Below are 26,091 nucleotides of genomic sequence, written 5' to 3' on the forward strand. Positions count from 1 at the left end.
GCCGGGTGGCGGAAGCGCGGTCGCTGCTACCGGAGAGCCTGAGCCGGGTCTGGGCCGAGGCCGCGCCGGCGGGCGGGCTCGGCGCGGTGGAACACGTCGTGATCCTCATGCAGGAGAATCGGTCGTTCGATCACTATTTCGGCGGGCTCGCCGGAGTGCGCGGCTACGGGGATCTGAATGCGCTGCAATTGTCCAGTGGCCGTTCGGTTTTCCATCAGCCCGATGGTGACGGTTTCGTGTTGCCCTATCCCACCTCGCTGGAGAATATCGACGGCACCGATCATTCGGCGCGCACCGGGCATCAGGCGTACGCGCAGGGCCGCTACGACCAGTGGATTCCCGCCAAAGGCCCGGGCACGATGGTCCGCTACGACCGCGACTCGCTCGAGTTCTATCACCAGCTCGCCGAGGCGTTCACCATCTGCGACCGCTACCACTGTTCGGTGAACGGCCCGACCGACCCCAATCGCATGTATCTGTTCACCGGCACCGTGCGGAATCCGCTGGCGCTGGAGAACTTCGCCTTCGACTGGCAGCCGAAACTGTTCGGCAGCGCCCGCCGCATCCGCTGGATGCGCCGGTTGCCGCCCCGGCTGCTGGACCTGTACTCACCGCATGTGCGCGAAGCGATCTTCGGGCTGTCCTGGACCACCTACCCCGAACGACTCGAACGCGCGGGCGTGAGCTGGCAGGTGTATCAGGAGTGGGACAACTACGGCGACAACTCCCTGGAATACTTCGCCCCGTTCCGGGTGGCGGCACGGGCCGCGCTGAAATACACCGACGCCGGACGCGGGGTGCCGTTCGAGAACTTCCCCTATTACTACGACGTGCTGCGGCAGCGCCCTGAACGCCGGCCGCAGCTCGAGGCCGCGCTGCGACGCGGAATCGACGAATTGCCCGGCTACGAAAGGCAATTGGTGCAGCGCGGGCTGTTGCGGGAACCCGAGGGCACCGTCGTCGACCGGTTTCGCACCGATGTGGCGGCCGGCCGGTTGCCGAAGGTCTCCTGGATCGTGCTGCCCTACCGGTTCTCCGAACACCCGAGTATGGGACCGCGCAACGGACAGGCGATCGTGCACGACCTGCTCGACAGCATCTGCGGCGACCGAGAGGTATGGAACAGCACCGTCTTTCTGCTCAACTACGACGAGAACGACGGCTACTTCGATCACATTCCGGGTCCGGTGCCGCCGCCGGGCACGCCCGAGGAGTACTTCGGATCGGTGAATATCGGTCTGGGCAGCCGTGTTCCGCTGCTCGCGGTGTCGCCCTGGAGCAAACAGGCGGTCTGTTCCGAACTGTTCGACCACACCTCGGTGCTGCGCTTCCTCGAACGGGTGACCGGCGTCGCCGAACCCAATATCAGCCCGTGGCGGCGCGCCATGTGCGGCGACCTCACCACGCTGCTGGACTTCGGCCGCACCGCCGCGCCCACCCTGCCCGCGGCACGCGCGGCGGCGCCCCAACCGGAAAACGGCGTGCCCCAGCGGGTTCCCACCCAGCAGCGGCTGCCCGAACAGGATCCCGGCCGCAGGTCCCGCATCCCGCTGCCGTACCGGCCGCGCGTCACCGCCCGCCAGCACCCCGCCGCGGGCACGCTGACCATCGCCCTCGGCAACGAGGGCACCGCCGCGACGCACTACGCGATCCATCCGAACGCGTTCACCGCCGCGAGCACGCCGCAACTGTTCGACGTCGGCCCGGGCGGCACCGTCATCCGGGAATTCCGCGCCCCCGCCGGCTACTACGACTACACGGTCTACGGTGCGGACGGGTTCCAGCGGCGCTTCGCCGGTGGCCTACACCGGATTTCGGGCGCGTGGGAAGTCACGGCCACCACCGCGCAGACCGCAGACCGGCAGCTCACTGTGACCATCCGCAACGATGGACCGACCGCGGCGGCATTCGTGCTGCACGCCAATGCCTATCGCGACGACGGCCCGTGGCCGGTCGACGTTCCCGCCGGCCGGTGCGTGGATCGACTGTTCAGCCTCGACACCGAACCGGCCGGAGCGGGCTGGTACGACTTCACGGTCACCACCCCGGCCGACCCCGCCTTCCTGCGCCGGATGCGCGGCTACGCCGAGAACGGCACGCCCGGTATGACCGCCGCCGACGCCGCACCCTTCGATCGGCTGCTGCTGGATCGATCCGTCTACGAACCCGGTCGCGACCTGATCGTGCACTACAGCACGAAACATCCGATCGGCCGGCATCGCCTGGCCGTCTATCCGGATTCCGGCGCGGCGACGGACACCGTTCCCACCTCGCCACCCGTACGGCAGATCATCTTGCCGCCGGGGCGCATCCGCGACGAGGTCGCCGTCGAGCTCCCGCCCTCCGGCGTCTACCTGCTGCACCACCTCGACGACACCGATACCGCGCTGGCACAACCGATCCGCTTCCTGGTGCTGTGAGCGCGTCAGTGCCAGAGGGCCGCGACGAACACGTTCACGATCGCCAGTCCGCCCGCGGCGTGCGTCATCCACGGCACGGCCTTGCCGCGCTTGGCATCCGCGCGCCCGACTTCGGCGAAGCCGGCTACCGCGACCGAGATCACCAGCTTCACAACGATCTTGGTCATATTGGGGTCCTTGCCGAGCGAATCGATCGACTCGGCCAGGCCGACCAGGATGATGCCGGTCAGCAGCTGGGCCCGCGCGCCCCAGACCATCAGCTCGGACACGCGCGGCTGAGCGGCGGCGTATCCGCCGACCACGGCCGCCATACCCAGCAGATGAGCGACTACCACCAGGTTGTAGACGAAGTCCATAGCGCACACGGTAGTTGATCACCACGCTGCAACGACAGCCGGTAGTACGGAAACCGGCAGCTGATCGGGCCGACCGCCGGGTTTCACCGGGAAAGCCTTCGGGTAGTCCACACCCAGGGCTCTTCGATGTTGGAGGGTCAACGGTTCGTGGGCGATCAGTCGGCTAGGAGAACTCAGGTGGCGGTTGTACTCGTGCTGCGAGCACGCGGACTGGGTGATCTGCTCACCGCGGTCCCCGCGCTGCGCGCACTGCGCCGGGCCAGGCCCGACGATCACATCGCGCTCGCCGCGCCGCACCGGCTCAAACCCATCGTCGATCTGATCGCCTCCGTCGATGAGATGGTGCCCGTCGGCGAAGCCACCGGCATGCGCTGGGACGGCACGCCGCCGGCGCTGGCGGTGAACCTGCACGGCGCCGGCGCCGACGGGATCGTCGAACTGGTGCGCACGCGGCCCGCACGCATTCTCACCTACCGTAATCCGGCCTTCCCGGAGTTGGCCGGACCGGACTGGCAGCCCGATATGCACGATGTGGACCGCTGGTGCCATCTGCTCGAATCCGACGGGATCACCGCCGACCGCCGCAATCTCGGCCTGGTCCCGCCGGTCGCCACCACCAGCCATCGCGATGCTGTGGTGGTGCACATCGGGGCGAGCGCCGCCGCCCGGCGCTGGCCGGCCGACCGCTTCGCCGCCGTCATCCGGCATCTGCTGGTGCAGGGGCGCGAGGTCATCCTCACCGGCGACGATTCCGAACGCGATATCGCCCTCGAGGTCGCCCATCGCGCCGGGCTCGCACCCGCGCGGGTGGCGGCCGGGCAGCAGAACCTCATCGAACTCGCGGCCACCGTCGCCGAATCGGCGCTCGTGGTGTGCGGGGACACCGGGGTCGCGCATCTGGCAACGGCTTTCGGCACCCGCACCGTGCTGCTGTTCGGGCCCACCCCGCCCAGCCGCAACGGTCCGCCGCCGCATCTGCTCGGCCGGCACGCCGTGCTGTGGGCCGGGCAGACCGGCGATCCCGACGGGCACGAGGTGGATGCGGGGCTGCTGAAGATCGGGGTGCCCGAGGTACTCAACGCGGTGGACAAGCAGCTGCGCAAAAGGCCTTGGCCCGGAACGGGATTGGATCGGCGCGGGCAGCAGGCGTATCGGCGGGTGGGCTGAGCGCCCACCGGCAGGAGGGGCTCGGCGCGCGTCAGGTCCGGCGTGAGATGACCATGAGGTATTCGCACGGCGCGTCGGTGCGGTTGGCGAAGCCGTGGTCGGCGTCGGCCTGGAAGAACACCGAATCCCCCGCGTGCAGGGTTTCGCTGATGCCGCCGATCGCGACCGTGAGGGTGCCGGACAGGACCACCAGCTGCTTCTCGGTGCCCGGCGGATACGCCGGCAGCAGACCGGTGGAGACCTGCGCGGGCAGATAGTGCGCGACCAGCTCGCCCGCCCCCGCACCCGGCACCGGCGAGACGATATACCGTTCGAAACCGGTGTCCGGATCACGAAATACCGGGCGCTCGCTCTTGCGCAACACCACCGCCACATTCGACGCGGCACCGGCCGGACCTCCGACCAGGTCCGAGAGCGAGGCGCCCAGCGCGTGCGCGATCCGCGAGGCGACGCCGATGGTCGGGCTCTTCTCACCGCGTTCGACCTTCGACAGCATCGCCCGGCTCACCGATGACTGGATCGAGAGCTGCTCGAGGGTCAGGCCCGCCTCCTCACGGCGGCGGCGCACATTGATACCGAAAGCGCCCGCCAGATCATCACTCTGCGGTGGCTCGTCCGCGTGCGCGCCGTACTCGGCCAATCGTGCTCCTCGATCGATGGATGCGTCGCCGCCCACAGTGTATGTTTCTCCAAAAGTAGATCACATCTTCTATAGAAGACTCGATCTATGCGCTCAACCCGATGGAGGTTCCCATGCGTTTCGTCTCGAGTGGCCGGCACCATGCCCGCTTCGAATTCGGTGAGCTGCAGGTGATTTCACTGCGGGACGGGTACATCGACATGCCGCCGACGCGGTTGCGCGACGAGGACGGGCGCACCTTCTACCAACTCCCGGCCGCGGTGCCGCTGGTCGAGGACAATCTGCGGCTGGCGGTCAACGCCTTCTATATCAGCGACGGCGTGCGCTCACTGCTGATCGATACCGGCGGGTCGAATGTCTGGCACGACCCCACCATGGGATTGATCTACGACGCACTGGAGGAAGCGGGCATCGACCGGGCGGCGATCACCGATGTCGGCATCACGCACCGGCACGAGGATCACGTGAGCGGGCTGATCGCCCCGGACGGCACGCAGGCATTCGGGAAACTCGAGCGGATCTGGATGGGTGCGGGCGACATCTCCGTATTCGACGGCCGGCTCGAGCCACTGCACGAGCGGGTCGTCGCCGTCTCGGCACCGATGCCGATCAACGACTGGGCCACCGCGATCCCGACACCGGGCCACACCCCCGGGCACACCGTCTTCGAGATCAGCGGCAGCGCCGGGCACCTGCTGGTGTGGGGCGACACCGTGCACGTTCCCACCCTGCAGTTCGATCGCCCGCGGGTGACATGGGAGTACGACGGCGACCAGACGCAGGCCCGGGCGGCACGGGCGGGATTACTCGAACAGCTCAGCCGCCCGGACCATTTCGTCGCCGGGGCGCACCTGGACTCCCCGGGCATCGCCCGCGTCACCCCGGCCGGGGACGGGTATACGCTGCAGTACCTCGCACCACCGATCGGCTGATCGGCCCGGCCGCTATCCAGGCGCCGACGTCCGGTCGGCCGGCCAGGCGTTGACAGTGAGCGCGAGCATCACCAGGGCGATGCCCAGCACTTCGGTGACCGTGGGCCACTGTCCCAGGGCGATCGCGCCGACCACGGTCGCGGTCGCCGGGAGCAGCGCCAGCAGCAGGGCGAAGCGGGCGCGCCCGACCCGCTCCAGCACCAGCTGATCGAGACCGTAGGGGACGGCACTGGACAGGATGCCCACGCCCGCCCCGAGCAGCCACACCCGTGGATCGGTGAAAACGCTTGCGTCGATGAGGGTTTGGCGGGTGAGCAGGATCGGGGCGAGCACGGCTGCGGCGATGGTCATGCCGACGGCCAGGGAATCCATGCCCGCACCGGCATCGGCCACTCGCTTGCCCAGCAGGATGTAGCCCGCCCACATGGCCGCCGCACCCAGGGCGAAGACGGCGCCGGCCGCGTCTGCCCGCACAGTGACGCCGGCCAGCAGCACCACACCGAGCGCCACCAGTAATACAGCCACCCCGTCGCGGGCGCGCCGCGAACCGAGGGTGGCCACCGCGATCGGCCCCAGGAACTCGATGGCCACCGCGGTACCGAGCGGGATCCGCGCGATCGCCTCGTAGAAGGCGATATTCATCGCCACCGTCACGACCCCGAACCCAGCCGCCACCGCCACCGTGCGCCGCGTCCACCGATTCCGCCACGGCCGCCGCCAGGCCAGCAGGACCAGCCCCGCGCCCGCGGCCCGCAGCCAGGCGACCGTAGCGGGCTCGACGGTATCGAAGAGGAACACTCCCAGCGCCGCCCCGGCGTACATCGACACCGCGCCGACCACGAACACCAGCGGCACCGACCACCCCGGCAACCGCCTGCGGCGCGGCGGGGCGGTCTCGACGGTCGCACTCATGCCGACACCTTAACGGCCGCCCCTGATGCCGGAACCGGGCCGACCGCAACGGAACTCGCCGTCCGGCACCGCCCAGTCACTGCGGGTGTGATGCCGGCCGAAGCGATGCCGGATGCCGATGCGCTGATCCAGGGGGCACGGTTACGCCGGATGCGATCCCGCCCGAAGCCGCACGCGAGTGCCGATGCGATGACTCGGCGGAGCGCGGCGGACAGTCGGTCAGGGCTCCGGAGCGTCGGTGCGGGCGGTCGAGAGCGCGGCGGAGTAGGCGGCGATGGCACTGGGCCAGAACTGCTCGAGATAGTCGCGGGCATCGGCCAGGCCGCGCGGGTCCAGTGAGTACAGCCGGCGATTGCCCGACGGCCGCACCATCACCAGGCGCGCATCCCGCAACACCTTCAAATGCTGAGAGATAGCCGAACTGGTCACCCCGAGCGCTTCGGCGAGCTCCCCCACCGACCTGTTTCCTTGCGGCAAAGCCTCGAACACGGCCCGCCGAGTGGGGTCGGCGAGCGCGCTCAACACTTTCACTCCGTTAGTCGGCACTTAAACAGACTGCCCGCGCACCCCCGCTGCGGTCAATACAGCACGCCCGGGCATTTCCCTACGTCATTCCAGAATCACCGGCGTGTCGTTATCGCACCGTGACATATCAACTGGGCTTTTGTACCGATGTGGCGGTCGCCACACGGTTTCTGAACGGCAGCTGAGTTGGCATACCTTCGATGCATGCCCGTAACCGTTCCGTTATCTCTCAGCCGCAAGGCCGGCAAGTACCGGACGGCCGCAACTCGTGCAGTGGCCGTTTCCGCAGTCGTCGCCTCCTCCCTCGGAGTGCTGGCGGCCGCCGACCCGAGCGCCGCGGGCGAACCCGTCAGCGATCAAGTAGCGAACACCGCGACCACCGTTGCCGCTCCCCTCGCCTTCACCCCGGTGGAAGCGCAGATGCCGCAGATCGTCCCGCAGGAAGTCCTGGACTTCCTGAACAACCTGCACGTCGAGCAGGCCCGCCCCAAGACCGTGCGCCCGGTGGCCGGTCCGCTCACCTCCGGCTTCGGCCAGCGCTGGGGCGCCGCGCACAACGGCATCGACTTCGGCGACGGCTTCGGCGCGCCGATCCGTGCCGTCACCGACGGTACCGTGATCGAAGCCGGTCCGGCCTCGGGCTTCGGCCTGTGGGTGCGCGTGCAGCAGGACGACGGCACCATCGGCGTCTACGGCCACATGCAGGACATCCTGGTGCAGGTCGGCCAGCAGGTCCGCGCCGGTGACGAGATCGCCACCGTCGGCAGCCGCGGCTACTCCACCGGCCCGCACCTGCACTACGAGGTGCACACCGCCCCCGGCGCGCCCGTCGACCCGATCCCGTGGCTGGCCGGCCGCGGCATGGACGTCGGCGCACCCGTCGACTGATCTCCCGGCCTCCGGGAACCGAATGAGGGGTTCCCGGAACCGCCTCCCGCACAAGCGTTTCCAGCACGGCCCCGGCGCACCCCGCCGGGGCTGTTCTCATACCCGGGTACTACGGGCGAACCGCACCGCCGGGTGAGGCGGCACGCGGATCGGCGACCATAACGTCACCGACATGAGCACCGCGCCTCTCGCCCCCGGCACCGACCGGTCCCGCCGCCCGCATCGCCCGCTGCTGTGCTGCGCCGCCGTCATGGCCGCCCTCGCCGTCTTCTGTCTCCTCGCCATGGCCGTGGACGACCGCATGCTGCTGGGCGAATCGGTGTGGGTGAAACCGCTCAAGTTCGCCGTCGCGTTCGTCCTCTACACCGGCACCCTGGCCTGGCTGCTGTCCTTCCCGCATCGCGGACGGCGGCTGACCTGGTGGATGGGCACCGTCTTCGCCGTCACCGGCATCGTGGACGTCGGATTCATCGTGGTGCAGGCCGCGCGCGGCACCTTCAGCCATTTCAATCTGCAAGCCGACGCCTACAACCAGATCGGGCAGAAGGTCTTCCAGTCCGGGGTGCCCGGGCTGTTCCTGGCGAACGTGATCATCGTGGCGGTGCTGTCGTGGCAGCGCATCCTGGACCGTCCGACCAGCCGCGCGGTGCACGCCGGGCTGTTCATCGCGGTGGCGGGCATGTTCCTGGGCTACTTCATGGGCTTCAGCGGTAAGCAGCAGGTCACCGACGCCTACGGGCGGCCGGTGGAGCTGGTGGCCGGGCACACCATCGTCGAAGGGCAGCCGAGCGTGCGCGACGGGGTGGGCGGGATGCCGATCACCGGCTGGAGCACCGTCGGCGGCGATATGCGCATCCCGCACTTCGCCGGACTGCACGGCATCCAATTGCTGCTGCTGGCCGTGTTCGCCCTGGCCTGGCTGGGCCGCACCCGCGTGCCGTGGCTGCGGAACGAGCGCGCTCGCGCCGATCTGATCTGGGTGCTCGCGCTCGGCTACGCCGGACTGGTGGGCGTGCTGCTGTGGCAGGCGCTGCGCGGGCAGTCGCTCGTGCACCCCGATGCCGCGACCCTCGCCGCGTTCGCCACCCTCGCCGCGGTCATGGCCGCGGGCGCCGCGCTGGTCTATCTGGTGCGCGGCCGCGGCACCCGGGCGAACCCGGCCGCCGCACCGTCACTTCCGGTCGCGGGCACCGACGTCACCCAGCCGATCCCCGCGCACCTGATCAGCGCAGCCGCTCGGCATCGCGCGTGAGTTTCACCAAAATCGCCGCCAATTCGGTCAATTCGATGGTGTCGGCTCCCTCCGCGACCGCCGTGGCCACGTCCTCGGCGGCGCAGCGGGCCGCGAACCAGCGATCGGAGAGGTCGGCGACCTCCTGGGCGCTGAGTACCACCGAATCCTCGGGAATACCGGTGCCCTTCACGCTGTTTCGATGTTCGTACGCCCGCTGCCGGCAGGACTGACGGCAGTACCGACGACGACGGCCGAGTTCGGATTCGGCGATCTCCCTCCCGCACCACAGGCAGGACAGCAGGCGCGTGCGCGACATGGTCCGTCACCTTAATGGTTTCGGCGCTCGCGCGGGTGGTGGGCACGCCGGGCGCGAGCATCGGCGCGCGACCGGTAGAATGGCAGGGTTCTCCGCAGGGGAACCGAAACGTGCGCGGCGGCGTTGACATGATGACCGGACATCACGACCGGGCATGACACCACGCCGTCGCAGTATCACTGATCTAGAACGTTGCCGACAGGCGAGAAGGGACCGCACTCATGGCAGATCGCGTACTCCGTGGCAGTCGTCTCGGAGCGGTGAGCTACGAGACCGACCGCGACCACGACCTCGCGCCGCGTCGGATGGCGAAGTACCGCACCGAGAACGGTGAGGAATTCGACGTTCCCTTCGCCGATGACGCCGAGATCCCCCCGACCTGGCTGTGCCGCAACGGCCAGGAGGGCATTCTGCTCGAGGGCACCACGCAGGAGCCCAAGAAGGTGAAGCCGCCGCGGACCCACTGGGACATGCTGCTCGAGCGCCGCAGCAAGGAGGAGCTCGAGGAGCTGCTCCAGGAGCGGATGGATCTGATCAAGAGCCGCCGCCGGGGCTGAGACCCCCGAAGACGAGAAAGGCCCCCTCTCCCGAGCCGGAGAGGGGGCCTTCTGCTGTGTGCCGATCAACCCGGCGTCAGTGGCTGGCGACCTTGCGGTACTGCAGCAGCGCCAGCGGCACCGCGATGGCCAGGATGCCCAGCGAGCACATGACCGAGTACTCCACGCAATGCTCGGCGGGCCAGCCGTCGGCGGGCACGAAGGTGGGCGGGGAGCCGTTGTCGAACAGCTTGCGCCCGGCCGCCGACACCGCGGTGATCGGATTCCATTCCGCCACCGTGCGCAGCGGCCCCGGCAGCGACTCCCCCGAGATGAACGCCGAGGAGATGAAGGTGAGCGGGAACAGCCAGATCAGGCCCGCGCTCTGAGCCACTTCCACGCTCGGCGACATGAGCCCGGTGATGGCGCCCACCCACGACATGGCGAAGGCGAACAGCAGGATCACCGCGAAAGCCAGGACGGCATCGGCGATTCCGCCGTTGATCCGCCACCCCACCACATATCCGCAGCCCACCATGACGCTGAGCGCCAGGATATTGACCACGGTGTCCGACAGCGTGCGGCCCATCAGCACCGCCAGCCGCGACATCGGCAGCGTCCGCATCCGGTCGATCATGCCCTTGTGCAGATCGTTGGCCAGGCCGACGGTGGTGAAGGCCGCGTTGAAAGCGACTGTCTGAGTGAAGATTCCGGCCAGCAGGAACTCCCGGTACTGACTGCCGCCCAGCGAAGCCCCGAAGACGTAGGCGAACAGGAACACGAACATCAGCGGCTGGATGGTCGCGGTCACCAGCAGGGTCGGCACCCGCAGGATGGTCAGCAGATTGCGGTAGGCGACGGTGGCGCTGTCGCGGAAGACGCGGGGCAGCAACATGAGTGGTCCGGGCGCGCCGGCTCTCCCCGTCGCGGCCGGAGCCGGCGGGGTGGCGTTTGCGGTGGTCAAGACAGAATCTCCTCTTGCACATCGTGGTTGGTGCGTACCGGCGGGACGCGTTCGGCGGATTTGCCGGTGAGTGAGAGAAATACGTCGTCGAGACTGGGGCGGTGCACGTGCGCGTCGAGCACGCACACGCCCGCGTCGTCGAGGCGGCGCAGCGCCTCGACCATGGTGCGGGTGCCGTCGCCGACCACCACGAACACCTGGTCGGCCCCGGCGTCGTGGGCCGGTTCGCCGACGCCGATCCCGGCCAGCACACGCAGTGCGGGCGCGGGATCCTGGCCGGCGGCCAGGGTCACGGTGAGTTTGTCGCCGCCGATGGAGGTCTTGAGTTCGTCGGCGGAACCGCGCGCGATGACCCGCCCGCGGTCGATGACGGTGATGCGGTCGGCCAGTAGATCGGCCTCTTCCAGGTATTGCGTGGTGAGCAGGACGGTGGTGCCGTCGTCGACGAGTTCGCCGATGACGCGCCACATGTCCAGGCGCCCACGGGGATCGAGCCCGGTGGTGGGTTCGTCGAGCACCACCACCGGCGGGCGGCACACCAGTGCGCCCGCCAGATCGAGCCGGCGCGCCATACCGCCGGAGTAGGTGCCGGCGCGGCGGCCGGCGGCGTGGGTGAGCCCGAGCGCCGACAGCAGTTCCTCGGCGCGTTCGGCGGCGCGTTTGTGGCTCATGCCGTAGAGCCGGGCCACCATGCGCAGGTTCTCGAATCCGGACAGGTTGGCGTCGACCGCCGCGTACTGCCCGGACAGGCCGAGCCGGGTGCGGGCGCGCGCCGGGTCCTTCAGCACGTCGATGCCCGCGATCCGGATGCTGCCCGAGCTCGGGCGTAGCAGGGTGGTGACGATGCGGACCGTGGTGGTCTTGCCGGCGCCGTTGGGCCCGAGCAGTCCCATCACGGTGCCGGACGGGATCTCGAGGTCGATCCCGTCCAGGACCCGGATCTTGCCGTAGTACTTGACCAGTCCCGTGACTTCCACCGCGAGGCTCATCGGGTTTCCTCCCGTCCGGCGCGAGCGGCCAGCTCCGCCAGGTGATCCCGCAGTACCGGTCCGATGACGGACAGCGCTTCGGGGGTGGTCATTCCGGAATGCCGGCAGCGCACCTTCTGGTCGTGCACCGTGCCGGTGACGTACGGCTCCCACGCGGACGCGCAGCGCTCGGGGTCGGCCAGGTTGATCTCGTCGTCGGCGGCGGTGAAGAAGAGCAGATCGCCGTCGAAGACGCGGGGCCGGAAGCCGTGCGCCTGTACCGCGCCGTTGGTGTAGCCGGTGTAGAGCCGTTCCAGGTGTTCGACGGTGAGCGCGGCGAACGGGCCGGGGCGGCTGCGCAGCAGTTCGGCCGCCTCGTGCAGGTTCATCCGCGGGTCCACGTCGGTATCGCCGCCGAGCAGGTCGGAGCCGAATTCGCCGATGATGTCGGCCACCGACGGGACGGCGCTCTCGAGCCAGCGGTCCGAGAGCTGGTAGCTGTCCATCAGCCCGAGCAGCGCCACTTCGTCGCCGCCGGCCTGCAACTGCACCGCGACCTCGTGGGCGATGAGCCCGCCCAGCGACCAGCCCAGCACATGGTAGGGGCCGTGCGGCTGCACCTCTTTCATGTGCGCCACATAGTATTTCGCGGCTTCGGCGATGGTCGGATGGCTTTCCTCGCCGCACACGTGCGGCGCCTGCAGCCCGTACACCGGCCGGTCGTGCGGCAGGTGCGAGACCAATCCGGCGAAGCACCAGGACAATCCGATGGCCGGGTGCACGCAGAACAGCGGCGGCACCGCACCGTCGGTGACCGGGCGCAGCGGCAGCAGCGCTTCCAGGGCGGCCAGCAGCGCGGCCCCGGCATCGCCGTCGGCGTCGGCGAGCCGGCGGGCGATGGCGGCCGGGGTGGATTCGCCGAACATGGCCTGCACGGGCAGGTCGATACCGGCCGCCCGTACCTGCGAGACCACCTTGGTGGCCAGCAGCGAGTTGCCGCCGAGTTCGAAGAATCCGTCGTCCGCGCCCACCGATTCGATGCCCAGCACGTCGGCGAACGCCGCGCAGAGGGCTTCCTCGGTCGGATTGGACGGCGCCCGGTAGCCCTCGCGGGCCGCGAACACCGGTTCCGGCAGGGCTTTGCGATCGAGCTTGCCGACCGGGGACAGCGGGATCCGGTCCAGCAGCATGATCGATTGCGGGACCATGTAGTTGGGCACCAGCTCGGCCACGTGCGCGGTCAGTTCGGCCACGGTCGGCGCGGTCCCGTTGCGCGGCTTGACATACGACACCAGCGCGGTGGACCCGGCCGGGGTGCGATGGCCGATGGTGGTGGCGAATTCCACCGCCGCGTGCCGGGCCAGCGCGGCGTCGATCTCGCCGAGCTCGATCCGGAAGCCGCGGATCTTCACCTGATGGTCGGTGCGTCCCACGTACTCCATATCCCGTGCGCGCCCGCCCTTTTCGAGCCAGCGCACCAGGTCGCCGGTGCGGTACATGCGCTCGCCGGGTTTGCCGAACGGGTTGGCCACGAACCGCTGGGCGGTGAGCCCGGGCCGGCGCAGGTAGCCGCGCGCCAGGGCCGCGCCCGCCAGGTGCAGTTCACCGGTGACCCCGCCGGGCGCCGGGTGCAGGCGCGCGTCCAGCACGCTGGCCCCGACCCCGCGGATGGGTCCGCCGATGGTGATCTGCCCGCCGGGCGTCATGGGCTGCGAGATCACCGTGACGATGGTGGTCTCGGTGGGCCCGTACACGTTGTAGAGCTTGCGCCCGGGCGCCCACCGGGTGACCAGGTCCGGCGGCAGGGCTTCGCCGCCGACGAGCACGTGCCGCAGCGCGGTCACGCCGGTCGGATCGACGGTGCCCAGGGCGGAGGTGGTGATGAAGGCGTGCGTGATGCCTTCCTCCTGGAACACCTGCCCCAGTTCCTGTCCGCCGACCACCCCGGGCGGGGTGATGACCAGGGTCGCGGCCCCGCCGAGCGCGAGCAGCAGATCGAGCATGGCGGCGTCGAAACTCGGGGTGGCGAAGTGCAGGACGCGGCAGCCGGGCCGCACGTCGAAGCGCTGCGCGGTTTCGGCGGCGAAGTTGGACAGGCCGCCGTGGGTGACGACCACGCCCTTGGGGATGCCGGTGGAGCCGGAGGTGTAGATGACGTAGGCGGGGTTGTCCATGCGCAGGGCGCTGGTCCGCTCGTCGTCGGTGATCGGGGCGTCGGAGGTGGTGAGCACGCGCCGCCGGAAGGAGGGCGCGTCCAGCACGGTCCAGTTGGCGCCGTCGGGCATGCGTTCGCGGTGCGCGGACAGGGTGATGCCCACGGCCGCACCGGAATCCAGCAGCATATGGCTGATGCGCTGTTCCGGATAGTTGGGGTCGACCGGCACGAACGCGGCGCCGGCCTTGGCGATGGCCAGCATGACCGCGACCGATTCGGCCGAGCGCGGAATGCCCATGGCGACCAGCACTTCCGGTCCCACCCCGTAGCCGATGAGGACGCGCGCGAGGCGGTTGGTCCAGCGGTCCAGGGCGTCGTAGGAGATCTGGGTGCCCGCCGCCCGCACCGCGATGGCGGTCCGGTTGAGGTTGGCGGCGGCCTCGAACACCTCCGGGAAGGTGATGGGCAGGCCGGCTTCGGCGCCGCGCACGGGCGCCAGCGCCGACCATTCGGCCTCGTCCAGCAGTTCCAGATCCCCCACGGCGGTGGCCGGATTCGCCGCGGCCGCGCCGAGCAGGCGCACGAACCGGTGGGCCAGGCGCTGCGCGGTGACCGCTTCGAACAGGTCCGAGGCGTAGTTGACCGACACGGTGATGCCGTCGGGTTCGCGCCGCTGCGTCCAGGATTCGGTGAGGGTGAACTGCAGATCGAATTTGGCGATGCCCGGGTCGGCGTCGTCGGCTTCGATGCGCATGCCCGGCAGCTCCAGTACCCGCACGGGCTGGTTCTGCACCGACAGCATGACCTGGAACATCGGGTGATGTGCTTGCGAGCGGGCCGGATTGAGCACCTCGACGAGCCGTTCGAACGGGACGTCGGCGTGCGCGAAGGCTTCCAGGTCGGTGTCGCGGACCGCGCGCAGCAGGTCGGCGAATCCGGCGCCGCCGTCGACGTCGGTGCGCAGTACCAGGGTGCCGACGAACATGCCGATCATGCGGTCGAGCGCGGGGTGCCCGCGTCCGGCGATCGGGGTGCCGACGGTGATGTCGTCCCCGGCGGTCAGCCGGTGCAACAGTGCCACCAGTGCCGCGTGCAGCACCATGAACATGGTGACGCCGTGTTCGGCTGCCAGGGCCTGCAATTCGCGGTGGGTGAAGGCGTCGATCTTGCATTCGACGGTGCCGCCGCGATAGCTGGGCACCGGCGGGCGCGGCCGGTCGGCGGGCACCGCGAGCAGTTCCGGGATGCCGTCGAGGGCGCGCCGCCAGTAGTCGAGCTGGCGGCTGATCACCGATTCGGGATCGTCCTCGCGGCCCAGCACATCCTGTTGCCACAGCGTGTAATCGGCGTACTGGATGGGCAGGGCGGGCCACTGCGGTTCCTGGCCGGCGGTGTGGGCCCGGTAGGCGGCGGCCACATCGGCGGCCAGGGGTTGCAGCGACCAGCCGTCCATGGCGATGTGGTGCACGACCAGCACCAGCACGTGCTCGTCCACGCCGGTGCCGGTCAGGCGCAGCAGCGCGGCCCGCAACGGCACCTGGTTGGCCAGGTCGAATCCGGCCGCGGCGGTGCGCCGGATCTCCGCGGGCACCTGGGCGGCGTCGACGGTGCGTACCGGCAGCCCGATGGCGGCCTCGTCGGCGTCGAGCACGCGCTGGCAGGGTTCGCCGTCGAGTTCGGGGAACACGGTGCGCAGCGTTTCGTGCCGGGCTTGCACCGCGTGCAGGGTCGCACGCAACGCCTGCACGTCGAGTTTGCCGCGCAGCCGCAGCGCCACCGGAATGTTGTACGCGCCCAACGCTTCCCCGTGATCGCCGGAGGCGTTGAACTTCTCCAGGAACCACAGCCGGCGCTGGGCGGCCGAGAGCGGAATGCGCTGCGGCCGGGTGCGTTTGCGCGGTTCGGGCAGCAGATCCCCCGAAGGCGTCCCGGCGTCGAGCTGCGCGGCCAGTCCGGCCACGGTCGGCGCGGCGAACACCGCCCGCACCTCCAGCCGTACCCCGGTCGCGGTGGCCAGGCGCGCCACCAATTGGGTGGCCAGCAGCGAGTTTCCGCCGACCTCGAAGAAGCTGTCGTCGGCGCCGAGCGCTTCGGCCCCGACCAGATCGCCCATCACCTCGGCGACGAGCCGCTCGGTGTCGGTCTCGGGGTCACGTGACACCACGGCCACCACGGCCTGGGGTTCGGGCAGCGCGTCACGGTCGAGTTTGCCGACCGGGGTGAGCGGGATCCGGTCGAGCAGGGTCAGGCTGCTCGGGACCATGTGCGCCGGAAGGTGTCCGGCGCAGTGCGCGCGCAGTTCCTCGAGATCGAGCGCCGCCGCGGCGTGCCCGTCCGGTCCGGCCGCGGCCCCGCTGATCGCGGGCAGCCCGTGGGCGGGGGTGTGGGTGCCCCGTCCGGTCGCCGCGCCCGCGGCGAGGTCCGCCGCGACCGGCAGCACATAGGACACGATGCGGCGGACGCCGGCGATCTCGCAGACCTCGGTGTGTGCGAAGCGGATCGCGGGGTGCGCGGTGAGCACGGCGTCGATCTCGCCGAGTTCGATCCGGAATCCGCGCACCTTGACCTGGTGGTCGCTGCGCCCCAGGTACACCAGTTCCCCGTCGGCGGTCCAGCGCACCACGTCTCCGGTGCGGTACATGCGGGTGCCTTCGGGTCCGTGCGGGTCGGCGACGAACCGGGTGGCGGTGAGCCCGAGCCGGTCGAAATAGCCACGCGCGGAACCCTGTCCGCCCAGGTACAGCTCACCGGGCACGCCGACCGGGACCGGGTGCAGGCGCTCGTCGAGCACCAGGGCCCGCGCGCCGCGCACCAGGCTGCCGATGGTGACGGTCTCGCCGGGGATCATCGGCCCGGCGATGGTGATGACCACGGTGGTCTCGGTGGGCCCGTACCCGTTGAACATCATGCGCCCGGGGGCCCAGCGCGCCACCAGTTCCGGCCCGCACGCCTCGCCGCCGACCATGACGGCCCGCAGGTTGGGCAGCGCCCACCGTTCACGGTCGATGGTGGCGAGGGCGGCCGGGGTCATGAAGGTGTGGCTGACCTCTTCGCGATCCATCAGCTCGGCCAGTTCGTCACCGCCGTAGATGTGCGGCGGCACGATCACCATGGTGGCTCCGGAGCCGACCGCCAGCAGCAGGTCGAACACGGCGGCGTCGAAGCTGGGCGAGGAGAAGTGCATGGTGCGCGATTCGCGATCGACCCGCATCCGCTCGCGGATCTCGTCGGCGAAATTGGACAGGCCGCCGTGAGTCACGGCCACGCCCTTGGGTTTTCCGGTGGACCCGGAGGTGTAGATGACGTACGCCAGGTCGGCGGTCCACAGGGTGGTGGTGCGGTCGGCGTCGGTGACGGCGCCGTCGTCGTGGGCTTCGAGTTCGTCGAGCAGTTCGGCGTCGTCGAGCAGCAGCCATTCGATGGCGTGGTCGCCGCCGGCCTGGTACAGCCGGTCGGCGTGCCCGGTGAGGCTCACCCCGACCCGGCAGCCGGAGTCGGTGAGCATGTGCCGCACCCGGTCCGCCGGATAGTTGGGGTCGACCGGCACGTACGCCGCGCCCGCCTTGGCGACGGCCAGTACGGCCAGCACCGATTCCACCGACCGGGTCAGTCCCAGCGCCACCCGGTCCCCCGGGCCGAGATCGCGCGAGATGAGCGCGCGGGCCAGGCGATTGGAGTAGACGTCGGCTTGCAGGTAGGTGAGTTCGGTGTCCTCGTAGCGCAGGAACACCCGGTCCGGGTTGAGGTGCGCGGTGGCCGCGAAGTAGGCGGCCAGGCTGCACTGCGGTTCGGGCGCGGGTCCCCAGGCGGGGGTGAGCAGTTCGCGTTCGATCTCGGTGCGGGCGTCGATATCGCGCACCTTGATGCGCGGATCGGCGGTGACGGCGTCGAACACCCGGACCAGGCGATCGGCGAGGGTGCTGACGGTCTGCTGCTCGAACAGTTCGGCGGCGTAGACGAATTCGTAGATCCGGTCCTCGTCGTCGGCGCCGGGCAGCACCCGCAGTTCGAGGTCGAACTTGGCGAGCGCGATATCGAGTTCCTCGGCGGCCAGGCCCAGGCCCGGCAGTTGCAGCGCGGGCGCGGGTTCCTGCACGGTCAGCGCGACCTGCAGGGCCGGGCGCAGCCCGCCGGCGCCGCCGCCGATCTCCTCCACGATGCGTTCGAACGGCACCTCGGCGTGCGCGAGCGCGGCCAGTTCGGTATCGCGGTCGGCTTGCAGCAGTTCGGCGAAGCTGCGGTCGGGGTCGACGTCCGAGCGCAGCACCAGGGTGTTGACGAACATGCCGACGAGCTCTTCCAGGCGCGTGTCGGTGCGCCCGGCGACGGGGGTGCCGATGACGATGTCGCGGCCGCCGGTGACCACCCGCAGCAGTACGGCCATGGTGGAGCGCAGCACCATGAACAGCGAGACGCCGTGGGCGCGCGCCACTTCGGCGAGTCGCCGCTGCACGTCCTCGGGGACCTCGAAGCGCACCGCGCCGGCCCGCTGGGTGGGTTCGGCCGGGCGGGCCCGGTCGTAGGGCAGCGGCATTTCCTCGGGCAGGTCCGCGAGCGCGGTCCGCCAGTAGGCGAGCTGGATGGCGGCGGCGCTGTCGGGATCGCCTTCCTGGCCCAGGCATTCGCGCTGCCACAGGCTGAAGTCGGCGTACTGCACCGGCAGTGGCGTCCAGGCGGGTGCGACGCCGCCGTGCCGGGCGGTGTAGGCGACCGCGAGGTCCCGGGTGAGCGGGCCGAGCGACCAGCCGTCGGCGGCGATGTGATGCAGCACGATGCCGAGCAGGTGGCGGCGATTGCCGGTGCGCAGCAACGTCATTCGCAGCGGGATCTCGTGCGCCAGGTCGAAGCCGCGCCGGGCCAGCGACCGCAGCGCCTTGCGGGCGCCGACATCGTCGGTCTCGACGGCTTCCAGCACCGGCAGGCAGCGGGCGGTGTCCAGGACCCGCTGGTAGGCGCCGTGCTCGTCCTCGGGGAAGACGGTGCGCAGTACCTCGTGCCGTTCCACCACGTCACCGAGGGCGGCGCGGAGGGCGGGCAGGTCCGGATCGCCGTCGATCCGAAGCACGAAAGCGATGTTGTAGGCGCTCGATTCCGGGGAGAATCGATTGAGGAACCACAGCCGCTGCTGCGGCAGCGACAGTGGCACGCGCTCCGGACGCGGGGTGTGCACGGCCAGCGCCGCCCGCTGCGTCCGGGGCGCTTCCGCCAGCCGGGCCGCCACGCCCGCCACGGTGGGGGCTTCGAAGATGGCGCGCACCGGCAGCTCCACCCCGAATTCGGCGTGCAGGGCGGCGGTGAGCCGGGTGGCCAGCAGCGAGTTGCCGCCGATCTCGAAGAAATTGTCCTCCGCGCCGTGTACGGGTGCGCCGAGCACGGTGCCGAACACCTGCGCGACCTGCTGCTCCATCTCGGTTTCCGGGGCGCGGGAGGGGGCCGCGGCCACGAAATCCGGTGCGGGCAGGGCCTTGCGGTCGAGTTTGCCGGACGGGGTGACCGGCAGCGTCTCGAGCACGGTGACCGCCGAGGGCACCATGTAGCCGGGCAACCGGCCGCGCGCGGTGTCCAGCACCGCGGGGATGTCGAGGTCGGTGTCGGCGGTGAGATAGGAGACCAGGCGCGGGATGCCGCGTTCGTCGTGGTGGACGACGGTGAGCGCGAAGGTGACTCCCGGATGGTCGCGCAGCACGTGATCGATCTCGCGCAGTTCGACACGGAAACCACGGATCTTGATCTGGTCGTCGGCGCGGCCCAGGAAGCGCAGCTGCCCGACGCCGTCGGAGACCACGAGATCGCCGGTGCGGTACATGCGTTCGCCGCGGCGGCCGTGCGGGTTGGCCGGGAACTGCTGCGCGGTCAGCCCGTGCCGGCCCAGGTAGCCGCGGGCCAGGCCGGGTCCGGACAGGTACAGCTCGCCCGCCACGCCCGGCGGGACCGGGTGCAGGCGGCCGTCGAGCACGAACAGCCGCATGCCGCGCACGGGCAGGCCGATGGGCACCGGGCGGCCGGCCACCATGGGTCCGGTGGCGGTGGCGGCGACGGTGGCTTCGGACGGGCCGTACATATTGTGCATGCGCCGCACCGGCATTCCGGCCGGTCGCGCCTCCGGATCGGTCCAGACCCGGACCAGGTCCTCCGGGCAGGCTTCGCCGCCGACGATGACCGCTTCCAGGTCCGGCAGGTCCGCGGCGGGCACGGTGCCCAGTGCGGCCGGGGTGACGAAGGCATGGGTCACCCGTTCTTCGCGCAGCAGCGTGGCCAGTTCGGCGCCGCCGTAGATGCCGGCGGGCGCGACCACGATGGTGGCCCCGGCGGCGAAGCCGAGCAGCAGCTCCAGCACCGAGGCGTCGAAGCTGGGCGAGGAGAAGTGCAGGGTGCGTGCGGCATCGGTGACGCGGAACAGATGCATCTGCTCGTGTGCGAGGGAGGCGATGCCGGCGTTGGTGACGACGACGGCCTTGGGTTTGCCGGTGGAGCCGGAGGTGTAGATGAGGTAGGCCGGGCCGCCGGTGCGCAGCGGATGGTGCCGGTCGGTGTCGGTCACCGGGCCGTCGGTCTGCTGGGCGCATTCCGCGGCCAGGGTGTCCGAGCCGAGCAGCAGCCAGTCCACGTACGACTTGCGGTGCCGCCCACGGCTTCCGGGCCAGTCCGGCATTTCCGCGCGCCGTTCGGCATTGGTGAGCCCCAGCATGGCGCCGGAGTCGGCGAGCATGTGCGCGATGCGATCGGCGGGATAGTCCGGGTCGATGGGCACGTAGGCGGCGCCGGTCTTGGCGACCGACCACACCGCGAGAATGCTCTCCAGGCTGCGCGGCAGCGCGATGGCGACCACGACCTCCGGGCCCGCGCCGTGTTCGATGAGCACCCGCGCCAGCCGGTTCGAGCGTTCGTCGAGTTCCCGGTAGGTGGTGTCGTGGCCCTGGTAGCGGACCGCGACGGCGTCGGGCACGCGTTCGGCGGTGTCGGTGAGCAGGCGCGCCAGGGTGCTGGCCGGTTCGGCCGGGGACCCCATGATGGGCACCAGTTTCGCGGTCTCACGCGCGTCCAGGATGGGCAGGTCGCCCACCGGGACGGCCGGGTCGGCGACCGCGGCGGCCAGCAGCGCGGCGAAGCGCCGGGCCAGCGCCTCGACCGTGGCGTGGTCGAAAACGTCGGCGGCGTAACCGAATTCGGCGGTGAGCGGGGCTTCTTCGGCGCCGCTGCCGACCGGTTCGTGCACGGTCAGCTGGAGATCGAATTTGGCGATGTCCATGGCCATGGGCAGCACTCGCGCCGCCACCCCGGGCAGGTCGACGCGCAGTTCGGGGCTGCTGTCGTAGGACAGCATGACCTGGAACAGCGGGTGCCGGGCGGCGGAGCGCTCGGGGTTGACGACCTCGACGAGGCGTTCGAACGGGACGTCGGCATTGGCGAAGGCATTGAGGTCGGTGTCGCGGACCTCGGCGAGCATGCGATCGAAGCCGGCGGCCGGGTCGATGCGGGTGCGCAGGACCAGGGTATTGACGAACATGCCGACCAGGTCGTCCAGCGCCGGATCGCTGCGCCCGGCGATGGGTGTGCCGATGGCGATATCCGTCGAATTGCACAATCGCGCAAGCAGTGCCGCCAGTGCGGCGTGCAACACCATGAAGGTGCTGACGCCCCGTTCGGCGGCCAGCGCGGCCAGATCCCGCCGCAGCTGCGCCGGGATGGCGAACTCCACGCGCCCGCCGTCGGTGGAGCGCTGCCGGGGCCGCGGGCGATCCAGGGGCAGGTCCAGCTGGTCGGGCAGATCGGCCAGCGCGGCCCGCCAGTAGGCGAGCTGCCGCGAGAGCGCGCTCGCGGGATCGGCTTCGTCGCCGAGCAATTCGCGCTGCCACAGCGCGAAGTCGGCGTACTGCACCGGCAGCGGCGTCCAGTCCGGCACCTGCCCGGCGGCGCGCGCGGCGACCGCGACCATGATGTCGCGGGTCAGCGGCGCGACCGACCAGCCGTCACCGCTGATGTGGTGCAGCACCACCAGGAACACGTGCGTATCCGGTCCGGTCGCGTACAGCGCCACCCGGATCGGCGCCTGACTGCGCAGATCGAAACCGTACCCGGCGAACTCGGCCACCAGCTGGTTGACGTCGGCGTCGATCGCGTCGACCGGTTCGAGCGTCAGCGGGATCTCCGAGGCCGGATGCACCCGCTGGCACGGACCTTGCGGGGTGTCCGGGAAGATCGTGCGCAGGCTCTCGTGCCGCTCCAGCACATCGAGGAGTCCCGCGCGCAGGGCCGGAACATCCAGCGGCCCGGTCAATTCCACCGCGAGCGGCATGTTGTACGCGGCCGCGTGCTCGGCGAACCGGTTCAGGATCCACAGCCGCTGCTGGGCCAGCGAGAGCGGGATGTGCTCCGGGCGCTGTCCCGCCAGCAGTTTCGGCGAGGCCATCTCGCTCTGCGGGGATGCCAGCCGGGCGGCCAGCGCGGCCACGGTCGGCGATTCGAACAGATCTCGGATGGTCAGCGCGGCCCCGACGGCCGCGTTCACCCGCGCGATCGCCCGCGCCGCCGACAGCGAGTTACCGCCCAGATCGAAGAAGTTGTCCGCCACCTCGATCTCGTCGACGCCCAGTACCTCCGCGAAGACCCCGATGACCTGATGCTCCACCGCATTCCGCGGCCCCGCCTCGGCGGGCCGCGCCGGCCGGCGCACCCCGATGACCGGTTCCGGCAAGGCCTTCCGATCCACCTTGCCGTTGGCGCTGAGCGGTAGTTCGTCAAGCACCATGATCGCCGACGGCACCATGTAACTGGGCAGCGTCCGCCGCAGCACCGTCGTGAGTTCGGCCGCGAGTTCCGCCCGATCGGCGGCCTCGGCGGTGGTCCCCGCCACCGCGGTACCGGTACCGCCGGAGGCGGGGGTGGCCGCAGCAACACTGCCGCGACGTGTGATCGAACCCGCCGGTCCGTCGGCCGCGCCCGGCGCGCCGATCTGCTTGCGCCCGTGCATATCCGGCGCAGCCGTGCCGACACCGCCGGTGCCGTTCGCGGTATCGGCTCCGGCCGGCACGCCGCCGGAGGGCAGGATGCCCTGCGCCGCCACGGCGTAGGCGATCAGTTCGTCGCCGCCGCGCCCGCGCCGGGCCACGCACACCGCGCGGGCGACGCGGTCGTCGGCCAGCAGCGCGTTCTCGATTTCGCCGAGTTCGATGCGCAGGCCGCGGATCTTGACCTGGAAGTCGCTGCGGCCCAGGTATTCCAGGACGCCGGTGCGGCCGCCGCTGCGCCAGCGCACCAGGTCGCCGGTGCGGTACATGCGGGTGCCGGGGGTGAAGGGGTTGGCGACGAAACGGTCGGCGGAGAGGCCGGGGCGGCCGAGGTAGCCGCGGGCGAGTTGCACGCCGGCCAGGTACAGCTCGCCGACGACGCCGGGGGCGACCGGTTGCAGGCGGGCGTCCAGGACGTAGGTGCGGGTGTTCCAGACCGGGGAGCCGATCGGGACGTCGGTGGTGCCGGGCGCGCAGTGCCAGGCGGTGACGTCGACGGCGGCTTCGGTGGGGCCGTAGAGGTTGTGCAGTTGCGGCGCTTCGGCTCCGGTGCCGAGCGCGGCGTGGAACTCGGTGACGGTGGCCGCGGGCAGGGCTTCGCCGGAGCAGAAGACGCGGGTCAGGCCGGTGCAGCCGCGCACATCGGTGTCGGTGAGGAAGACCGAGAGCATGGACGGCACGAAATGGGCGGTGGTGACGTTCTTCTCGGCGATGACGCGGGCCAGGTAGCTGGGGTCGCGGTGCCCGTCGGGGGCGGCGATGACCAGGCGGGCGCCGATCTGCAAGGGCCAGAAGAACTCCCACACCGACACATCGAAGGTGGCCGGGGTCTTCTGGAGCACCACGTCGCTGCTGTCGAGCGGATAGGCGTGCTGCATCCAGCGCAGCCGGTTGACGATGGCGGCGTGGCTGACGCCCACGCCCTTGGGCTTACCGGTCGACCCGGAGGTGAAAATGACATACGCCAGATGGTCGGCGCGCAGCGGCGTGATGCGGTCGGCGTCGGTGATCGGCCGGCCGCCGCGCTCGGACAGGTCGGCGGTGTCGATATCGAATCGCGGGGCGAGCGCAGGCAGTTCGAGTTCGTCGCGGGCGGCGGTGAGCACGCACAGCGGCCGCGCCTGCTCGAGAATCGCCTCGATGCGATCGGCCGGATGGTCCGGATCGATGGGCAGATAGGCGGCTCCGGCCTTCACGATGCCGTACATGCCGACGAGCAGGTCCAGGCTCCGGCGAATCGCCAAGCCCACCACGGTGTCCGGTCCGGCCCCACGCGCGATGAGCTCGCGGGCGAGCCGGTTGGCGCGCTCGTCGAACGCCGCGTAGGTCAGGGTGTCGCCCTCGAAGTCCAGGGCCACCCGGCTCGGGCACATGGCGGCCCGATCGGCGAACAGCCCGGCCAGGGTGCCGTCCTGCCGCGCGACCTGCGTCGAGTTCCATTCGTGCAGTACGCGTTCGCGTTCGAGGTCGGTGAGCACCGGCAGGTCCCCGACGGGGGTTTCCGGCGCGGCCAGCACCAGCCGGCGCAGGAAGTCCACGAACCGCCCGTGGTGCATGGTCAGTTCGGCGTCCCCGTACAGCCGCGGGTTGGCCTCGAAGTCGATGTGGATGCGGTTGCCGACCCCGTTGTACAGGTTGATCGACAGATCCTCCACGGGCCCGGTGGAGAGCACATTGATGGCCCCGACCAGGCTGCCGAACTTCAATTCGCTGTGGAACAGCATGAGATTGACCATGGGCCCGAAGAACCCGCGGGCATCGCGCGAGTATCCGCATTCTCTGCGGATGTCGTCACTGCGATACCGCTGATGCCGCAGCGCCCCGGTGATCTGCAGTTCGACGGCCCGCACCGTATCGGCGAGGGTGTCGGCTCCGGTGAAGCGCACCCGGATCGGCACCACGTTCGACACCACGCCGCCGGAGCGCCGCAAGGCCACGGTGGTGCGCGCGGACACCGGCAGGCTCAGCACCACGTCCTGATGTCCGGTGACGGCCCGCACGTAGCAGGCCAGCGCCGCCACGAAGATGGCGGAACTATTGCTGCCGAAGGTGTTCGACGCGGCTTCGACGGCCGCTTCCAGTTCCGGTCCGAGCACCGCGGTGGCGGTGCGCCGTCCGGAGTCGGAAATGGGCGCGAGCATCCCGTTGCCGGACAGCGTGATCGGCTCGCCGACCCCTTCCAGCTGTTCGCGCCAGTACTCGGCATCGTTGCGGAAGCGGGTGGTCTCGCGGTAGCGGCCCTCGTCGGCGTAGATGGCGGCCAGCGGGGTGGCGCGTGAGACGACCGGTTCGGTCTGGTTCTCCAGCGCCGTGTAGATCTCCGCGGCGCGGGTGGTGCCGTTCATGGCCCCGTAGCCGTCGATGACGATGTGGTGCCCGCGGGTGTACCAGATCCAGTCCGAATCCCCGGTCCGCAGCACCACATTGATGGTGAGCGGATCGTGTTCGATATCGATGGGCGAGCTGGCGTGGTCGTTCATCCACGCCAGCGCGGCCGCGCGCGGGTCCGGTTCCTCGCGCAGGTCCAGGCGCTTCCAGCCGGGCCGCCAGGTGGGGTCCACCACCTGATGCGGTTCGCCGTCGATCTCCAGCAGGCGCACGTGCCCGACCTCGGTCTCCGACCCGAACCGCTCGATGGCGTAGAGCAGCCGGCCCACGTCGAGGTCGCCGTGGATCTCCACGTATTGCGCGATGGTGAGCGGGATGTCGGGCCTGATGCGCTGCGCGTAATAGAGCGCGGCCTGCGCGGGAGAGAGCGCGAATGGTTGAGCCGAGAATTCACCAGATGAACATTGGTCGACACGATCGGTGGCCAATGAACTCATCAAACACTCCGTTCTGCCGCTGTTGACGCAACTCCCCGAGCCCCGAAGACCGATCACGGCCAGCGAATGCGCGCACGCGCGAGCCGTAGGACGTGATCCACGCCCTATGATTCGGAGCACCCCGCCGAGTGGATCGGTGGTGATCTCGAGTTGCTCGCAACCAACAGCATTGGCGGAGCGCAGTATTAGGCTAGTTACCTCATGGCTAACCTCGCGATAAGGTCGCAATTCGCAGAAGAAACCGC

General features: G+C 70.2%; 14 protein-coding genes. 6 read left to right on the forward strand and 8 right to left on the reverse strand.

Annotated elements, in window-relative coordinates:
- Positions 1 to 5: 5 nt before the first annotated feature.
- Positions 6 to 2,420 carry a phosphocholine-specific phospholipase C gene (locus LTV02_RS11545; protein WP_233039990.1) on the forward strand — a complete coding sequence of 805 codons (2,415 nt, stop codon included), beginning with the start codon at positions 6 to 8 and terminating at the stop codon, positions 2,418 to 2,420.
- A gap of 5 nt (positions 2,421 to 2,425) precedes the next feature.
- Here LTV02_RS11545 and LTV02_RS11550 read toward each other — a convergent pair whose 3' ends face one another.
- Positions 2,426 to 2,776, reverse strand: a complete 351-nt coding sequence (locus tag LTV02_RS11550; RefSeq protein ID WP_233039991.1) for a hypothetical protein — start codon at positions 2,774 to 2,776, stop codon at positions 2,426 to 2,428.
- A 177-nt stretch (positions 2,777 to 2,953) separates the two neighbouring features.
- Here LTV02_RS11550 and LTV02_RS11555 point away from each other — a divergent pair, with 177 nt between their 5' ends.
- The gene (locus LTV02_RS11555; RefSeq protein ID WP_233039992.1) at positions 2,954 to 3,943 is read left to right on the forward strand and encodes a glycosyltransferase family 9 protein; all 990 of its coding nucleotides are present in this window, start codon (positions 2,954 to 2,956) and stop codon (positions 3,941 to 3,943) included.
- 31 nt (positions 3,944 to 3,974) lie between these two features.
- On the opposite strand, the gene LTV02_RS11560 is transcribed toward LTV02_RS11555, so the two are convergent.
- On the reverse strand, positions 3,975 to 4,583 hold the full coding sequence (locus tag LTV02_RS11560; RefSeq protein WP_233039993.1) for a helix-turn-helix domain-containing protein: 609 nt from the start codon (positions 4,581 to 4,583) through the stop codon (positions 3,975 to 3,977).
- A gap of 113 nt (positions 4,584 to 4,696) precedes the next feature.
- Here LTV02_RS11560 and LTV02_RS11565 point away from each other — a divergent pair, with 113 nt between their 5' ends.
- A complete protein-coding gene (locus tag LTV02_RS11565; RefSeq protein ID WP_233039994.1) occupies positions 4,697 to 5,515 on the forward strand; it encodes an MBL fold metallo-hydrolase in 819 nt (272 codons plus the stop codon).
- A 12-nt stretch (positions 5,516 to 5,527) separates the two neighbouring features.
- Here the strand turns inward: LTV02_RS11565 and LTV02_RS11570 are convergent, their stop codons facing one another.
- Positions 5,528 to 6,427 (reverse strand): EamA family transporter, encoded by a 900-nt coding sequence (locus tag LTV02_RS11570; RefSeq protein ID WP_233039995.1) that lies wholly within the window; start codon positions 6,425 to 6,427, stop codon positions 5,528 to 5,530.
- A 219-nt stretch (positions 6,428 to 6,646) separates the two neighbouring features.
- On the reverse strand, positions 6,647 to 6,973 hold the full coding sequence (locus LTV02_RS11575; RefSeq protein ID WP_067709168.1) for an ArsR/SmtB family transcription factor: 327 nt from the start codon (positions 6,971 to 6,973) through the stop codon (positions 6,647 to 6,649).
- 183 nt (positions 6,974 to 7,156) lie between these two features.
- Here LTV02_RS11575 and LTV02_RS11580 point away from each other — a divergent pair, with 183 nt between their 5' ends.
- Positions 7,157 to 7,840: a M23 family metallopeptidase gene (locus tag LTV02_RS11580; protein WP_067709170.1), complete on the forward strand. Its 684-nt coding sequence runs from the start codon at positions 7,157 to 7,159 to the stop codon at positions 7,838 to 7,840.
- Positions 7,841 to 8,012: 172 nt separating this feature from the next.
- The gene (locus tag LTV02_RS11585; protein ID WP_233039996.1) at positions 8,013 to 9,092 is read left to right on the forward strand and encodes a hypothetical protein; all 1,080 of its coding nucleotides are present in this window, start codon (positions 8,013 to 8,015) and stop codon (positions 9,090 to 9,092) included.
- Here the strand turns inward: LTV02_RS11585 and LTV02_RS11590 are convergent.
- A complete protein-coding gene (locus LTV02_RS11590; RefSeq protein ID WP_084523362.1) occupies positions 9,064 to 9,390 on the reverse strand; it encodes a hypothetical protein in 327 nt (108 codons plus the stop codon). The genes LTV02_RS11585 and LTV02_RS11590 overlap by 29 nt on opposite strands.
- 221 nt (positions 9,391 to 9,611) lie before the next feature.
- Between LTV02_RS11590 and LTV02_RS11595 the strand changes: the two genes are divergently transcribed.
- On the forward strand, positions 9,612 to 9,947 hold the full coding sequence (locus LTV02_RS11595) for an RNA polymerase-binding protein RbpA (protein WP_067709173.1): 336 nt from the start codon (positions 9,612 to 9,614) through the stop codon (positions 9,945 to 9,947).
- Positions 9,948 to 10,023: 76 nt separating this feature from the next.
- On the opposite strand, the gene LTV02_RS11600 is transcribed toward LTV02_RS11595, so the two are convergent.
- From LTV02_RS11600 to LTV02_RS11610, 3 genes are all read right to left on the reverse strand, one after another.
- Positions 10,024 to 10,821, reverse strand: coding sequence for an ABC transporter permease (locus tag LTV02_RS11600; protein WP_233041552.1), 798 nt, complete (start codon positions 10,819 to 10,821; stop codon positions 10,024 to 10,026).
- A 65-nt stretch (positions 10,822 to 10,886) separates the two neighbouring features.
- The gene (locus LTV02_RS11605) at positions 10,887 to 11,879 is read right to left on the reverse strand and encodes an ATP-binding cassette domain-containing protein (RefSeq protein ID WP_233039997.1); all 993 of its coding nucleotides are present in this window, start codon (positions 11,877 to 11,879) and stop codon (positions 10,887 to 10,889) included.
- Positions 11,876 to 25,846: a non-ribosomal peptide synthetase gene (locus LTV02_RS11610; RefSeq protein WP_233039998.1), complete on the reverse strand. Its 13,971-nt coding sequence runs from the start codon at positions 25,844 to 25,846 to the stop codon at positions 11,876 to 11,878. Before LTV02_RS11610 ends, LTV02_RS11605 begins: the two co-directional genes overlap by 4 nt.
- Between the last annotated feature and the right edge of the window lie 245 nt (positions 25,847 to 26,091).

Source organism: Nocardia yamanashiensis (genome assembly GCF_021183565.1).
In the GTDB taxonomy this organism is placed as follows: domain Bacteria; phylum Actinomycetota; class Actinomycetes; order Mycobacteriales; family Mycobacteriaceae; genus Nocardia; species Nocardia yamanashiensis.